Origin of the sequence: Nocardiopsis sp. MT53, from assembly GCF_019598965.1 — a bacterium.
GTDB classification, from domain to species: domain Bacteria; phylum Actinomycetota; class Actinomycetes; order Streptosporangiales; family Streptosporangiaceae; genus Nocardiopsis; species Nocardiopsis changdeensis.
Map to the genome: position 1 here is coordinate 1,190,172 of NZ_CP080599.1, position 14,277 is coordinate 1,204,448.

Annotated in this window: 10 protein-coding genes; 5 read left to right on the top strand and 5 right to left on the bottom strand. The window is 72.2% G+C overall.

Annotated features, from left to right (window positions below; genetic code table 11):
- The first annotated feature begins 777 nt into the window (after nucleotides 1-777).
- Nucleotides 778-1,041 carry a WhiB family transcriptional regulator gene (locus K1J57_RS05010; RefSeq protein WP_220563308.1) on the top strand — a complete coding sequence of 88 codons (264 nt, stop codon included), beginning with the start codon at nucleotides 778-780 and terminating at the stop codon, nucleotides 1,039-1,041.
- Between the two features lie 805 nt (nucleotides 1,042-1,846).
- Entirely contained in the window at nucleotides 1,847-2,476 is a 630-nt protein-coding gene (locus tag K1J57_RS05015; RefSeq protein WP_220563309.1) for a copper resistance CopC family protein, read from the top strand.
- A 77-nt stretch (nucleotides 2,477-2,553) separates the two neighbouring features.
- Here the strand turns inward: K1J57_RS05015 and K1J57_RS05020 are convergent, their stop codons facing one another.
- Nucleotides 2,554-3,315: a PP2C family serine/threonine-protein phosphatase gene (locus K1J57_RS05020; RefSeq protein WP_220563310.1), complete on the bottom strand. Its 762-nt coding sequence runs from the start codon at nucleotides 3,313-3,315 to the stop codon at nucleotides 2,554-2,556.
- A 714-nt stretch (nucleotides 3,316-4,029) separates the two neighbouring features.
- On the opposite strand from K1J57_RS05020, the gene K1J57_RS05025 reads away from it, so the two are divergent.
- Nucleotides 4,030-5,304 carry a glycosyltransferase gene (locus K1J57_RS05025; protein WP_220563311.1) on the top strand — a complete coding sequence of 425 codons (1,275 nt, stop codon included), beginning with the start codon at nucleotides 4,030-4,032 and terminating at the stop codon, nucleotides 5,302-5,304.
- 136 nt (nucleotides 5,305-5,440) lie between these two features.
- Entirely contained in the window at nucleotides 5,441-6,409 is a 969-nt protein-coding gene (locus tag K1J57_RS05030) for an anti-sigma factor RsbA family regulatory protein (protein WP_220563312.1), read from the top strand.
- Nucleotides 6,410-6,418: 9 nt separating this feature from the next.
- Here K1J57_RS05030 and K1J57_RS05035 read toward each other — a convergent pair whose 3' ends face one another.
- Both K1J57_RS05035 and K1J57_RS05040 read right to left on the bottom strand, forming a co-directional pair.
- Nucleotides 6,419-6,703: an STAS domain-containing protein gene (locus tag K1J57_RS05035; protein WP_255647117.1), complete on the bottom strand. Its 285-nt coding sequence runs from the start codon at nucleotides 6,701-6,703 to the stop codon at nucleotides 6,419-6,421.
- Nucleotides 6,704-6,899: 196 nt separating this feature from the next.
- A complete protein-coding gene (locus K1J57_RS05040) occupies nucleotides 6,900-7,664 on the bottom strand; it encodes an ANTAR domain-containing response regulator (RefSeq protein ID WP_220563314.1) in 765 nt (254 codons plus the stop codon).
- Nucleotides 7,665-7,852: 188 nt separating this feature from the next.
- Between K1J57_RS05040 and K1J57_RS05045 the strand changes: the two genes are divergently transcribed.
- The gene (locus K1J57_RS05045) at nucleotides 7,853-8,938 is read left to right on the top strand and encodes a GAF domain-containing protein (protein ID WP_255647118.1); all 1,086 of its coding nucleotides are present in this window, start codon (nucleotides 7,853-7,855) and stop codon (nucleotides 8,936-8,938) included.
- Nucleotides 8,939-8,985: 47 nt separating this feature from the next.
- Here the strand turns inward: K1J57_RS05045 and K1J57_RS05050 are convergent, their stop codons facing one another.
- Together K1J57_RS05050 and K1J57_RS05055 are read right to left on the bottom strand one after the other, a co-directional pair.
- Nucleotides 8,986-9,627 carry a two-component system response regulator gene (locus K1J57_RS05050; protein ID WP_220565350.1) on the bottom strand — a complete coding sequence of 214 codons (642 nt, stop codon included), beginning with the start codon at nucleotides 9,625-9,627 and terminating at the stop codon, nucleotides 8,986-8,988.
- Nucleotides 9,628-9,632: 5 nt separating this feature from the next.
- Complete coding sequence (locus K1J57_RS05055; RefSeq protein ID WP_220563316.1) at nucleotides 9,633-14,018, bottom strand: HAMP domain-containing protein; 4,386 nt, start codon at nucleotides 14,016-14,018, stop codon at nucleotides 9,633-9,635.
- Nucleotides 14,019-14,277: the final 259 nt, after the last annotated feature.

The window sequence follows — 14,277 nt, forward strand, 5'->3', positions numbered from 1 at the left end:
GCACGTCGATTGAAACTAGCGAACGAAAGTCAATGGGATGACGAGATGGTCCGCCGCGGATGTTTCATCGAAAGGCGACCGGGTAGGGCTTGTTTCTTTAGCCCGATTCCAAGGCCGTGACCAGGGCTTTCGCGGACCGCGCGGTGGAGCGCGCAAAGTCGGCGCACACGCCGCCCAGCAGGGGATTCGGTACCACCTCCGCGCGGCGGCCGCGTGTCGGCGCCGTGCCGGGGCGCCGCGGGCGGAAGAATGCGCGTGGTGGCCGTCAGGGTCAAACATAGAGCCTGGACGAGCAATATTAAGCGTGCGTTAAGTCACATCAATTCGGTGGAAACCTCGCGACATAACGTCTTCCCGACACAGGGGAGGCGACGCCCGGATGTCACGCCCCCGTAACGCGGATGTCACGGAGGCCGTCCCGGGGTCGGAGAAAGCCGCTCTGCGCAGGGGGTTCGCCCCGGCACCGGAACGGGGCCGCCGCGACCCGGCCGTGACCCGGCCCCGGCCGCCGCCGGGCCCCGTGCGCCCCGGAATCCGACCAAGGTCCCTGGAGAAACGGCGGAGTTCCAGGAAGACCCCCTGTAGTACGACCCGATGTAGTACTACACTTAGTCGCATCGCTTCGCCGCAGTTCCGGAGCGGCCGGACACCCTACGGCCGTCCCGGTGCTCCGACCTTCGGAGCCGCGGCACGGCGCGAGACTTCCGCCGACCCGGCCGTGGAGGACACGGCGCGGGCCACCGGCCACGGACCGACAGCCACGGATCGGAGGCGCCCGTGAACCGCCTGTACCACGAGAGCGAGGACTGGGTCACGCAGGGACGTTGCCGTGCGTACGACCCCGAGATCTTCTTCCCGGTGAGCTCCACCGGTATCGGCAGGGCCGATACCGAGCAGGCCCTCGCCGTCTGCCGCAGCTGTACTGTTCGCCCGGAATGCCTGCGGTGGGCGCTGCGATCCGGGGAGGCCCACGGAGTCTGGGGTGGGACCACCCCGGAGGAGCGGCGCTACATGCGCCGCGAGTTGGCCCCCGCGGTCTGAGACCGGCCCGGGAAGAAGGACCCGTCCCACGACGGGGAGGCCGCCGGATGCGCGGGGGATCGCATCCGGCGGCCCGTCGTGCCCTTGCGGGCGAATCGGACAGGATCTAGGTTTTCTCACGTGCGACCCGCCCATGGCACACTCCGTCTGCTGCGCACGGCCTCCCTGGCCGGTGCGTGCACGGGGCTCGCCTGGGTCGGACACAACCTGTGGGCCGCCGAGCCCGCGGGGGCGGCCGGGTTCGCCCTGGCGACCGCCTTCCTCACCCCCGTGCTGTGGCACTTCACCCGCATGATGCGCGGCTTCGGCGAGATCCTCGCCGTCATGTCCTGCGCCCAGGTCGTCCTGCACCTGATCCTCCAGGGGTCGGCCGACCCCGCCTTCGCGACCTTCGACACCGGCGCCGACCATTCCGGCCACGGGGTGCTCGCGCACGCCTTCGGCCTCGCCCCCGGCATGCTGCTGGCGCACCTGTGGGCGGCGCTGCTGGCATCGGCGCTGCTGGCGCGCGGGGAGGCGGCGCTGTGGTTCCTGGCCGCCCTGCTCTCGCGCGCGCTGCCCCCGGCGAGCGCCCGCGACCTCTCCCTTCCCCCCGCTCCCGCGGCCGTCGCGCCCGCTCCCGCGGCGGCGCCGGCCGCGCCCGCGCTCACGGCGCACCCGCCGCGCGGCCCGCCCGCCCCTCCCCCGCCGCACGAGTCCCGGGACCCCGCGTCCCCCGGACTCCGGGCGGCCTGGGAGACGAGACCGGCAGGCGCCGCCGTGCGGCCGCCCCGGTGCGGAACGAGCCCGAGAGAAGAAGAGAAGAATGACCCGCAACCACACCTCCCCCCTGCGGCGCGCCCTGGTCCCGGCCGCCGTTCTGGCCGCCGCCCTGGTCGCGGCGCCCGCGCCCGCGCTCGCCCACGACGTCCTGACCGGGTCGAACCCGGAGGACGGCGCGACCCTGGACACCGCTCCCGAGGAGGTCGTGCTCTCGTTCAACAACGCGCCCATGGAGGGCGGCTCCGGCAGCGCCGTGGTCGTCACCGGCCCGGACGGGGAGACCACCTACGAGGACGGCGACCTGGTGTTCGACGGGCTGGACGTGTCCGTGGGCCTGTCGCCGCTGGACGAGGCGGGCGAGTACACGATCGGGTACCGGGTGGTGTCCTCCGACGGCCACCCGATCCAGGGCAGCCTGACCTTCACTGCGACCGAGGAGGCCGTCACGGCCGCCGCCCCGGCGGAGGAGTCCGCGGAGCCGGCCGAGGACGCCGGCGCGTCCGCCGCGGAGGAGTCCCCCGCCGAGGTCGAGGCCTCCGAGGCCGCGGCCGAGGACGAGGGCGGGAGCTCCCTGCCGGTGGGCCTCATCGCCATCGTCGCGGTGGGAGTGATCGCGATCGCCGCCGTCGCGGTGGTCGCCCTGCGCCTGCGCAAGGGCTCCTCTACCCAGTAGGGGCCGGAACCGGAAGGGCCCGCACACCGATCGGTGTGCGGGCCCTTCCGGCGTTGCGGGATACGGGGCGGCGGCCGTCAGACGCGGCGGGCGAGCAGGATGCTGATGTTGTCCTTGCCGCCCGCCTCCATGGCGGCCTGCCACAGGGCGTGAACGGCGGCCTCGTCGCTGCCGGCCTCGGCGATCATCCGCTCCATCTCCTCCGGGAGCACCAGGTCGGAGAGGCCGTCGCTGCACATCAGCCAGGCGCTGGGGTCGGCGGCGTCGTCGCGGCCCACGTGCGGGACCATGCTGCCGCCCGAGCTCCCGCCCAGGGACTGGGTGATGAAGTTGGTGGTGACGGGGCGGCCGTCCTCGGAGGGGGGCAGCGCCGGGGAGTCGTCCTCGGAGAGCTGCACCAGGCGGCGCCCGTCCAGGCGGTAGGTGCGGGAGTCGCCGACGTTGAACCAGAAGTTGCCGTCGCTGTTGAGCAGCACGCCCGCGACGGTGGTCCCCATCCCGGCGAACTCGGTGTGCTGGAGCGCGTGGTCCTTGATCTCCTCGTCGATGTTGCTCAGCAGCTGGGCGATCTCGTCCGGGCCGCCGAGCCGCGGCCCCATCTCCGCCATGCGGTGCACGGCGTGCTCGGAGGCGATCTCACCGGCCGCCTGGCCGCCGATGCCGTCGGCGACCGCCAGGATGACGGGTTCGCTCACCGGCAGCACGCAGCGGACCGGAGAGGTCATGTTCGCACTGGCGACGGTCAGGGCCCCCATGACGATGGCGTCCTCGTTGGCGGGACGGATAGCGCCCCGGTGCGTGAGGGCCGTGACGATGACTTCCCCACCAGCGACACCCATACGCCCTTCCTCCCGTTTCGTCGGCCGTGGCCGCTGCCCGACTCGTGCGCCGGACCCTTGGTCGAATCCCGTTCAACGTCTGGATTCTGCAACCGTACCGAGCCACTGCCGGGGTAGGTCAAAATCCGGGTACATCATGACGGAAAACACCCGGATATGCAGTTCCAGCACGGGATTCGAGTGCCGAAAGCGCTGCCCGGAGTACGTGTTGCTCCGCATTGACAGTAGCGGCCGCGGCGGGTGTCCGGCAGGGCCCCCCGTACCCTGCTTCACGGGCGGCCGCGATCCTTCGGTTCGCGGTGTCCGACAGCGGCCGGGAGCCCTCCTCCGGTTGTCCCCGGCGGCGGAGTCTGGCACAATGACCTCGTTGGGTGTCTAAGACGCAGACACACACGACCACCACTGTGCATCCACATACGGTCACGCACGGTGGCGAACGGTATCCCTTCGAACAGGTCGTCTGGTGTGGTTCCCGTGCGTCTGCCCTTCTCCTTCCTTTCTCTTTCCCTTTCCCCCCTTCCCTGCGACGGGTGTCCCGCACCCGTCCCCCGGGCCGTCGGGCATCCACCGCCGGGCGCCCTCCTTCGGCGTGCCCGCCGACGGTGAGCCGACCGCCCTTTCGAACCATCCGCCCGTCCCGGGGGACTCCGACCCCGCTCCGGAGTCCCCCGGGCATCCCGACGGGCACCCGCCCTCGCCTAGGAGTTCAGCCTCGTGAAGATCGCGATGATCGCCGAACACGCCAATCCTCTCCCCGCCCACCGGGGCGAACCGGCCTGCCCCGCGAGCCTGCACCTGTGCGCCCTCACCCGACAGCTGGCCAAACGCGGCCACAAGGTCACCGTCTACGTCCGCCGCAGCGACCCGGACCAGCCCGAGGGGCGCACCCGGATGGCGCGCGGCGTCTCCGTGACCCACCTCGACGCGGGCCCGGCCAGGCCGCTGCACGAGCAGGAGCACGCCGAGCACACCGGCGCGTTCGGGACCGCCCTCGCCGCCGTCCTCGACGAGGACCGTCCCGACGTCCTGCACGCCATCGGCTGGACCAGCGGCCTGGCCGCCCTGCACGCCCAGGCGCACAGCGAGCGCGACCAGAGCTCGATCCCCCTGGTGCAGACCTTCCACTCGCTCAACGCCGGGGAGCAGCGCTCCGGCCTGGACAGCGACCCCCAGCGCGCCCGGATGGAGTCCATCCTGGCGTCCCGCGCCGACCGCGTGCTGGTCGGCTCCACCGACCAGCAGAACGAGCTGGCCCGCCTGGGCGTGCCCCGCCACCACGTGAGCGTCGTGCCGTTCGGCGTGGACACCGACCACTTCACCGTGGAGGGCGGCACCTCCTCCGAGCACTGGCGGTCCTCGCGCGGCGAGCGCCCCCGTCTGGTGGCGGTCACCTCCCCGGACCGCGCCGGCGGAGCCGAGCGCCTGGTGGACTCCCTGCTGCGGCTCCCCGAGGCCGAGCTGCTGCTGGTCTCCACCACCGCCCACACGAACGTCTCCCTGGACGAGGACGCCCGACGACTCGAACTCCGGGCCAAGGAGGCGGGCGTCGACGACCGCCTGCACCTGGTCGGCCCGGTGGAGCGCAAGGAGCTCCCGCGCCTGCTGCGCTCGGCGGACGTGTACGTGTCCGCCTCCTCCTACGACCCCTACGGAGGGGCCGTCCTGGAGGCCATGGCGTGCGGCCTGCCCGTGGTGGCCACCGCGACCGGGGCCGTCCCCGGCGCGGTCCTGCACCGCACCAGCGGCGTACTGATGCGGTTCGGCCACCCCGACGAGGTCGCCCGGGCCGTGCGCTCGGTGCTCGGCACCCCCACCATGAGCACCGCGTACGGCATCGCCGCGGTGGACCGAGCCCGTTCCCGGTTCACCTGGCAACGGATCGCGATCGAGACCGAGATCGCCTACGACCGCGCCCGGCCCCGTCCTGCCGAGCGCGACGAACTCGACGGGGAAGCGGACGGCCTCGTGCTGTCCGCCGCCGCGCACTGACCCTCGTGGCCCGTCTCGCTCCGTGTCCGCGTTACCGGCCCCCCGGTGTTCTCCCCGGGGGGCCGCAGCGGGTACACCTCGGACGGCGGTTCCCGCGCCCGGGAGCCGTGACCCCCGACCCGCCGACCACGGATCCATGACCTTCGAACACCAGGGCCTCCTCTTCCGCCGCGACCGGTGGTTCCGCGAGACGGTGACCGGGCTGCTCCGCGACGCCGGGGACGCCCGCACCGTCCTCGCCGTCTCCGACGAGCGCGCCGGCGCGCTGCTGTCCGCGCTGCCGGAGGACGCCCGCGCGCGCGTGCGCGCCGTGGACCGCGCCCGCCTGTACGCCTCCCCCGGGCGCGCCCTGGCGGCGCTGCACCGGCTCGCCTCGGCGCACCCGGAGGGCGTCCTCGTCATCGCCGAGCCCCCGGCCGTCCGCGGGGCCCTGGAGACCCGTGAGTGGCGGCGCTGGGAGTCGGTGCTGTGCACGGCCCTGGCCCCCGTTCGGATGCGCCTGGTGTGCGCGCACGACGAGCGCGCGCTGACGCCCCGCGACCGGGCCGCGGTGCTCGCCACCCACCCGGTGCTCATCGGCGCCGACGGGCCGTACCCGAACCCGTCGTACCAGGGGACGGCCGCGTTCGGCGCGCGGCCGCGCGCCCCGGAGCCGCTCCCGGTGCACGGGGCCGTCCACCGGCTGGAGATCGGCCCGTCGCTGCCGCGCCTGCGCCGGGAGCTGACCGCGCTGGGCGAGGCCGAGGGGATGGACGCCGACCAGGTGGAGCGCCTGGTGACGGCGGTCAACGAGCTGGCCGCGAACGTGCTGGAACACGGCGCGGGCAAGGGCGGCGTGCGGGTGTGGCGGACCGGGGACCGCTGGGTGTGCGACGTCTCCGACGAACGCGGCGGGCCGACCGACCCGCTGACCGGCTACCGGCCCTCGGACGGGCTGCGCCCCCGGGGCTACGGGCTGTGGATCACCCGGCAGATCTGCGACTTCCTGGAGATCACCGGCCGCGGCGAGGGGTCGTCGGTGCGCCTGCACTTCCTGGACGACCGGGTGGAGGACGTCCCGCTCGACGGGGCGTGGGGGGAGAAGGACCGCGAGGGCGTCCGCTGAGGGAGGTCCTCAGTCCTGGAGGTCCTCGACGGCCCCGTCGACGGTCTCGGCGATCGGGATGACCTGGTCGATCCCGGCGATCATGAACAGGCGCATCACCTGGCGCTGCGGTTCGGCGACCACCAGGCCCAGCCCCAGGTCGCGGGCCTGGCGGTAGGCGGCGACCAGGACTCCGATGCACCGGGAGTCGCAGAACCCGACCTTGGTGAAGTCGACGACCACTCCGTGCGGCGGGTCCGGCGACAGGATCCCGTCCAGCACCTCGGCGAGCGCGGGCGAGGTCACCGCGTCCATCTCCCCCACGGGGGTCACGACGACGATCCCGTCCTCGCGACGGATCGAGATGTCTGATGACGTCACGCTCGCCACTCCTTGCCGTCGGATCGGCCGGTCACGGCACCCGGCCCCTGCCCATCATGGCGTCTTTCGATCACGCTCGGGACTCGTCCGCCCCCGCGGAGGGTTCGGGACACCGCTCCGGGCCCCCGGCTCACCCACCCGAGGGGGCGGAGGGCCTGGCGCCCGCGTTCTCGGCCACGAGGTCGCGGGCGACGTCCACGACCCGCTTGCGGTTGCGCTGGGCGACCTCGCGCAGCGCCGCGAAAGCGGTGTCGGCGTCGCAGCCCCGGGCGTGCATGATGATGCCCTTGGCCTGGTCGATGACGGTGCGCGCGGACATGGCGCGGCGCATGTGCGCGCTCTGGCGCGCCTCGTCGGTGCGCCGCCCCACGTTGGCCAGCGACGCGGCGGCGTGCTCGGCGAGCAGCGCGGTCAGCGGGGCGACCACACCCTCGTCGAAGGCGTCCGGGCGCACGGAGTGCACCCCGAACGTGACCACCCGGTCCGCGTCGGCGCCGTCGCCGGGCAGCGGGCTGGGCAGGGTGAGGGAGGAGCGGTCCCCGCACTGCACGGCCATGCTGGTGTAGCGCGGCCAGCGGTGGGACTCGCGCAGCACGTCGCCCACCCGCACCTGGCGCATCTCGCGCACCGCCTCCACGGCCGGGCCCTGGTCGGTGGTGTACTGGTGCTCGAAGGCCGCGGCCAGGTCGGCGTGGGAGGCGCCGTAGTCGACGACGACGTGGCGCACCGAGCCGTCGGGCCCCGCCACCTCCCGCCAGACCACCACCAGCGCCGCCGAGCACCCCGGCACGCCGAGCGCGGCGGACCGGCCCATCTGGTCCAGAGCGCGTTCGAGGGTCGTGCCCTCGCTGTGCCCCAGCGCGCCGATGTCGCGGGCCAGGCGCTCGATCCACACGATCCGGCCTCCTTGCTTCTCCCAGGACCACGGTAGCCCCGTGCCGCCGCGGGAGGGCACATCCGTTAGCGTCGTGATGGTCATGGCCGACCGCGACGACAGGGAGTGCCCGCGTGCACCTGGCGGAGCTGCAACGAGAGATCACCGCTCTGGGCGAGCGCATCGCGGCCCTGCGCGATACGCACACCATGTACCCGGACGACGGGCAGAGCACGGCCGAGGCCGCGCTCGCCGAGCTGGAGTACGCCGAGCGCCTGCTCGGCGAGGCCGGCGGCCAACTGGCGCAGGCGCACGCCGAACCGCCCGAACAGCGCCGCCAGGGCGACGACGGCGACCGGGCGCTGCTGCGGGCCATGTTCACCGAGCTGAGCGTGCCGGTGGTGCTGCTCGACCACGAGGGGTACATCCGGCGGATCAACCACGCCGGCGCGACCCGGCTGGGCAGCGGCCCCGGGTACCTGACCGGCAAGCCGTTCGTGCACTTCGTGGACCTGCGGCGGCGGGCCGCGATGCGGTCGTGGCTGGCGGCGGTGGTGCGCGGGGACGGCGACGCCGACCTGGAGTCCCGGCTGGCCCAGCGCGGCTGGGCCGAGGACGTGCACCTCACCCTGACCCGGGTGGAGCTGCCCACCGAGCCGAACCCGCTGGTCCTGGTGGCGATGTCGCCGCCGATGAACGGCGGCGAGGAGGAGGGCCCCGCCCCGCTGGAGCCGGAGGTGGAGGACCAGGTGGTGGTGCTGGCCGCGCGCAGGCTGGACGTGCTCACCCGGATGACCCGGCTGCTGCTGCGCTCGGCCGGCCCGGGCGGGGCCGGGAAGCCGCTGGCGCTGGCCGACGCCGCCGAGCTGCTCGCCGACTCCTACGCCGACTGGGTGATCGTGGACGTGTGCGACCTGCCGGACCCGCGGGCGCCGCGCCGCGCCGTGGTGGCCGGTCCCCCCGACGCCACCGGCGAGCAGCGGGAGGAGGTGTCCGGGGCGGTGCCGGAGGACGCCGACATCCCCGGCGAGGTGCTGGGGCGGGGCCAGTCGCTGCTGTTCCCCCTGATCGAGGAGGAGGGCGTGCTGGGCCGCGCCTCCTCGGGGGCGCCGCTGCTGTCGGTGCTCGGCGCCGGCTCGCTGCTGTCGGTGCCGCTGCGCGGCAGCCGGGGCGTGCGCGGGGCGCTCACCCTGATCCGGCGCAGCAACCGGGGCAGCTTCCGCCTGGCCGACCTCGGCCTGATCGAGGAGATCGGCGAGCACATCGGCCTGGCGCTCCCGCCCCGGCCGCGGTAGCCGGGCGGCGGTGGCCGGGGCGGCGGGCGCCCCGGCGCCGGGCCGGGTCAGTCCTCGGGGCCGTGGAGGGTGTCGATGAGGGTGGACAGGCGGGAGAACGCGCGGTCCACCCGGCGCACCCCGTCCACCAGCGGCTGGTCGGTGTCCTGGTAGGCGTCGACGATGTGGCGGCGCAGCTCGGCCAGTTCCTCCTGCACCTGCCCGGAGCGCTGGGCGAGCTGCTCGGCCAGGACCTTGCCGGGCTCCCCGGTCTCCTGGCCCAGGTCGCGCTGGAGGGTGCGGGCCTGCTCGCGCATCTGCGCCTTGAGCTGGTGCAGCTCGACGAACACCTCCACCTTGGAGCGCAGCACCCACGGGTCGAACGGCTTGAGCAGGAAGTCGACCGCGCGCGAGGCGTAGCCGCGGAAGACCTGGTGCCGGTCGATCTCCTGGGCCGTCAGGAAGATGATCGGCACGTCCTTGGTCTTCTCGCGCTGCTTGATGTGCGCGGCCGTCTCGAAGCCGTCCATCCCCGGCATGACCACGTCCAGCAGGATGACCGCGAAGTCCGTGCCCAGAAGGTGTTTGAGCGCCTCCTCCCCGGATCCGGCGCGGATCAGGTTCTGGTCCAGGGACGTGAGGGCCGCCTCCAGCGCGATGAGGTTCTCGTCGCGGTCGTCCACGAGGAGGATGTTGGCCTTCTGGGTCACGGCGGTCACTCCAGGTCTTCGGTCGGGTCGTTGCCGGTGTTCCCCGTGGGGCCGGTGTCATCCCCGAGACTGCTGCGGCTGCTGTCTCCTTCCGCGCCATTGTGCCGGTTCACGGCGCCCACCGCCGCCGCGGCCCCGGGGTCGGTGGCGGATCCGGGCGTGCTGTCCGCCGGGTCGACGGTCAGCCAGTGCCGCATGACGTCCAGCAGGTGGTCCAGGTCCACGGGCTTGGTGACGTAGTCGGAGGCACCCGCCTCCAGGCTGCGCTCGCGGTCGCCCTGCATGGCCTTGGCCGTCAGCGAGATGATCGGCAGGTCCGCGAACTGGGGCATCTGCCGGATGCGCTCGGTGGTCTGGTTGCCGTCCAGGTCGGGCATCATCACGTCCATGAGGACGAGGGAGATGTCCTCGTTGGCCTCCAGCTTGGCGATGCCCTCGTGGCCGTTGTCGGCGTACAGCACCTCCAGGCCCTGGGCCTCCAGGGCGCTGGTCAGCGCGAACACGTTGCGCACGTCGTCGTCGACGATGAGGACCCGGCGGCCGGCCAGCACGGCGCGGCGCTCGGGGTCGGTGCGGGGCTCGCCCTGCCGCTCCGGCTCGGTCCCGCCGGAGGCCGCCTGCGACTCCGCTGCGGGTTCGGGCGCCTTGAGCACGGGCACGGCGGGCAGCGCCTCGGCGCCCGGGTCGGTCAGCGCCGCCACCGCCGCGTCGAACTCCTCCGGGGGCATCCCGAAGTCGTCGTCGCGGCCGGACTCCAGGGCGGGCACCGAGTCCAGCCCGGTGTCCTCCCCGGCACGCTCGGCGGCGTCCTCGGGCAGCCGCACCGGCAGCAGCAGGGTGAAGGTCGAGCCCTGGTTGGGGACGCTCTGCACCCGGATCTCGCCGCCGAGCAGGCGGGCGAAGTTGCGGCTGATGGACAGGCCCAGCCCGGTGCCGCCGAACCGGCGGGAGGTGCCGCCGTCTCCCTGGTGGAACGCCTCGAAGATCACCTGGAGCTTGTCCTCGGCGATCCCGATGCCGGTGTCGGCGACGGTGAACGCGATGATCTCCTCGTTCTCGACGAACATCTCCAGGTCGGCGTCGTCCAGCGCCCACGCGGGCTCGATGAGCAGCCGCACCTCGCCCTGCGGGGTGAACTTGACCGCGTTCGACAGCAGGTTGCGCAGGATCTGCTGGAGCCGCTGCTCGTCGGTCCACAGGACGTCGGGGATGTCCGGGGAGACGTCCACCGCGAACGCCAGCCCCTGGTCGCTGGTGACCGGCCGGAACGTCGCCTCCACGTAGTCGACGAGCTGGTCGATGGAGACCTCGCTGGGCGAGACCTCGGCCCGGCCCGCCTCGACCTTGGACAGGTCGAGGATCTCGTCGATGAGCAGCAGCAGGTCGCTGCCCGCCTTGTGGATGGTCTGGGCGAACTCCACCTGCTTGGGGGTGAGGTTCTGCTCGGCGTTGTCGGCCAGCAACCGGGCCAGGATCAGCAGGCTGTTGAGCGGCGTGCGCAGCTCGTGCGACATGTTCGCCAGGAACTCCGACTTGTACTTGGAGGAGACCTGGAGCTGGTGGGCGCGCTCCTCCAGGGCGTTGCGGGAGCGCTGGATCTGCTGGTTCTGGAGCTCGATGGCCCGGTTCTGGTTGGCCAGCTGGGTGGCCTTCTGGCGCAGCTCGGCGTTCTTGTTGCGCAGCTCCTCCTGCTGGCGCTGCAGCTCGTTGGAGCGCTCGCGCAGCTGGTTGGTGAGCTGCTGGGACTGCTCCAGCAGGTCCTCGGTGCGCTTGTTGGCCAGGATCGTGTTGATCGTGGTGCCCAGCAGGGCGACCAGCTGGCGCAGGAAGTTCTTGTGGATCTCGCGGAACTCGTCGTAGGAGGCGAACTCCAGGACGCCCAGCGCCCGCTCCTCCGACACGATCGGCAGGATGTACAGGTGGCGCGGCTGCGCGCCGCCCAGGCCGGAGTCGATGGTGACGTAGCCGTCGGGGATGTTGCCGACCTCGAGCTCGATCTGCTGGTCCAGGGCCTCCCCCGCCAGGCCGACGCCCTTGCGGATGCGGCGGCGCGCCTCGGAGGGCTCGAACCCGAACCCGGCGTAGAACAGGAACGCCTCCTGGTCGTCCATGTCCTCGGGCAGGTAGCAGGCGGCGTGCTGGGCGTTCATCAGCGGCGTCACCTCGGTCATGATGAGGCGGGCCAGCTCGTGCAGGTCGCGGTGTCCCTGGATGTGGCCGGAGATGCGGGCCAGGTTGGACTTGAGCCAGTCGGCGTCGCGCTGGGTGGCGGTGGTCTCGCGCAGGTTGGACACCATCAGGTTGATGTTGTCCTTGAGCTGCTCCATCTCGCCGCGGGCGTCGACCTGGATGTTGCGGGTCAGGTCGCCCTTGGCGACGGCGTTGGCGACCTCGGCGATGGCGCGCACCTGCGTGGTGAGGTTGCCGGCCAGCCCGTTGACGCTGTCGGTGAGCTGCATCCACGTGCCCGAGACGCCCTCGACCTTGGCCTGGCCGCCCAGCTGGCCCTGGCTGCCCACCTCGTGGGCCACGCGGGTGACCTCGGTGGCGAACGCCGACAGCTGGTCCACCATCGTGTTGACCGTCGTCTTCACCTCCAGGATCTCGCCCTGGGCGTTGACGTCGATCTTCTTCGTGAGGTCGCCGGCCGCGACCGCGGTGGTGACCTCGGAGATGTTGCGCACCTGCGTGGTGAGGTTGTGCGACATCGAGTTGACGTTCTCGGTGAGGTCCTTCCACATGCCCGAGACGCCCTTGACGTCGGCGCGGCCGCCGAGCTTGCCCTCGGTGCCGACCTCGCGGGCCACGCGCGTGACCTCGTCGGCGAACGCCGACAGCTGGTCGACCATCACGTTGATGGTCTCCTTGAGCTCCAGGATCTCGCCCTTGGCGTTGACCGTGACCTTCTTGGTGAGGTCGCCGGCCGCGACGGCGCGGGTGACCATGGAGATCTGCCGCACCTGGTAGGTGAGGTTGTTGGCCATGGAGTTGACGTTGTCGGTCAGGTCCTTCCAGACCCCGGACACGTCGCGCACGTGCGCCTGGCCGGCCAGCTTGCCCTCGGTGCCGACCTCGCGGGCCACACGGGTCACCTCGTCGGCGAAAGCGGACAGCTGGTCCACCATCTTGTTGATGGTGTCCTTCAGCTCCAGCATCTCGCCCTGGGCGTCCACGGTGATCTTCTTGGTGAGGTCGCCGGCCGCCACCGCCGTCGTCACCTGCGAGATGTTGCGCACCTGGTAGGTGAGGCTGTTGGCCATGGAGTTGACGTTGTCGGTCAGGTCCTTCCAGATGCCCGACACGCCCTTGACGTTCGCGCGGCCGCCCAGCTTGCCCTCGCTGCCGACCTCGCGGGCCACGCGGGTGACCTCGTCGGCGAAGGAGTCGAGCTGGTCGACCATGGTGTTCACGGTGTTCTTGAGGGCGAGCATCTCGCCCTGGACGTCCACCTGGACCTTCTGGGTGAGGTCGCCGCGGGCCACCGACGTCGTCACCTGGGAGATGTCCCGCACCTGGTTGGTGAGGTTGTCCGCCATGGAGTTGACGTTGTCGGTCAGGTCCTTCCAGATGCCCTGGACGCCGCGCACGTTGGCCCGGCCGCCGAGCTTGCCCTCGGTGCCCACCTCGCGGGCCACACGGGTGACCTCGTCGGCGAACGTGGAGAGCTGGTCCACCATCGTGTTGACGGTGTCCTTCAGCTCCAGCATCTCGCCCTGGACGTCGATGGTGATCTTCTTGCTGAGGTCGCCGCGGGCGACCGCGGTGGTGACCTCCGAGATGTCGCGCACCTGCACGGTGAGGCGGGAGGCCATCTGGTTGACCGCCTCGGTGACCTCGCGCCAGGAGCCGGAGACGCCCTCGACGCGGGCGCTGCCGCCGAGCTTGCCCTCGGTGCCCACCTCGCGGGCCACACGGGTGACCTCCTGGGTGAAGCCGCTCATCTGGTCGGCCATCCGGTTCACGGTGGTGGCCAGGCGCAGCAGGTCGCCCTTGAGGTCGCCCCGCCTGCCCTGGGTGGAGGCGCGCATGGTCAGCTGGCCGGCGGCGACCGCGTCCAGGACCCGGGCGACGTCGGTGACCGGCTCGGCCACCTCGTCCAGGAGGGTGTTGAGGGCGGTGGCGCTCTCCGCCCACGCGCCCCGGGAGGGGTTGACGTTGATGCGCTCGTTGAGCCTGCCCTCGTTGCGGACGACCCCGCCGACCCGCTTGAGCTCGCTGCTGAGCTGCTCGCTGTGGTCGACGACCTCGTTGAACACCGAGGCGATCTCCCGGATCGTCCCGCTGCCGCGTTTGCGCAGACGCACACTGAAGTCCCCGTCGCGCATCCGGTAGAGAGCGCGCAGGATCTCGTCCAGCTGGTCGTCGGCCACTGCACCGACCGCCTCGGGCATCGAACCCCTCCTCCGTGACCCTGGCATCGGCCACCATCGGGCTGTGAGCGGACGTATCGACTTACACTAACCGCCCGAGTCGACCCGCACAGGAGGGTTCGCCATGTCGATCCCGCCACGGACCTGCCCGGGTACGGGGCCGTACGGACCGGCCGGGGCGGCCGGGTCCGCGTATCGTGTCAGTGTCCACCCCTCTCCCGAGTCCGTATCCAGCGACGAATCCAGCGATGAAGGACCTGACGGTTTGCCGGCACATGAC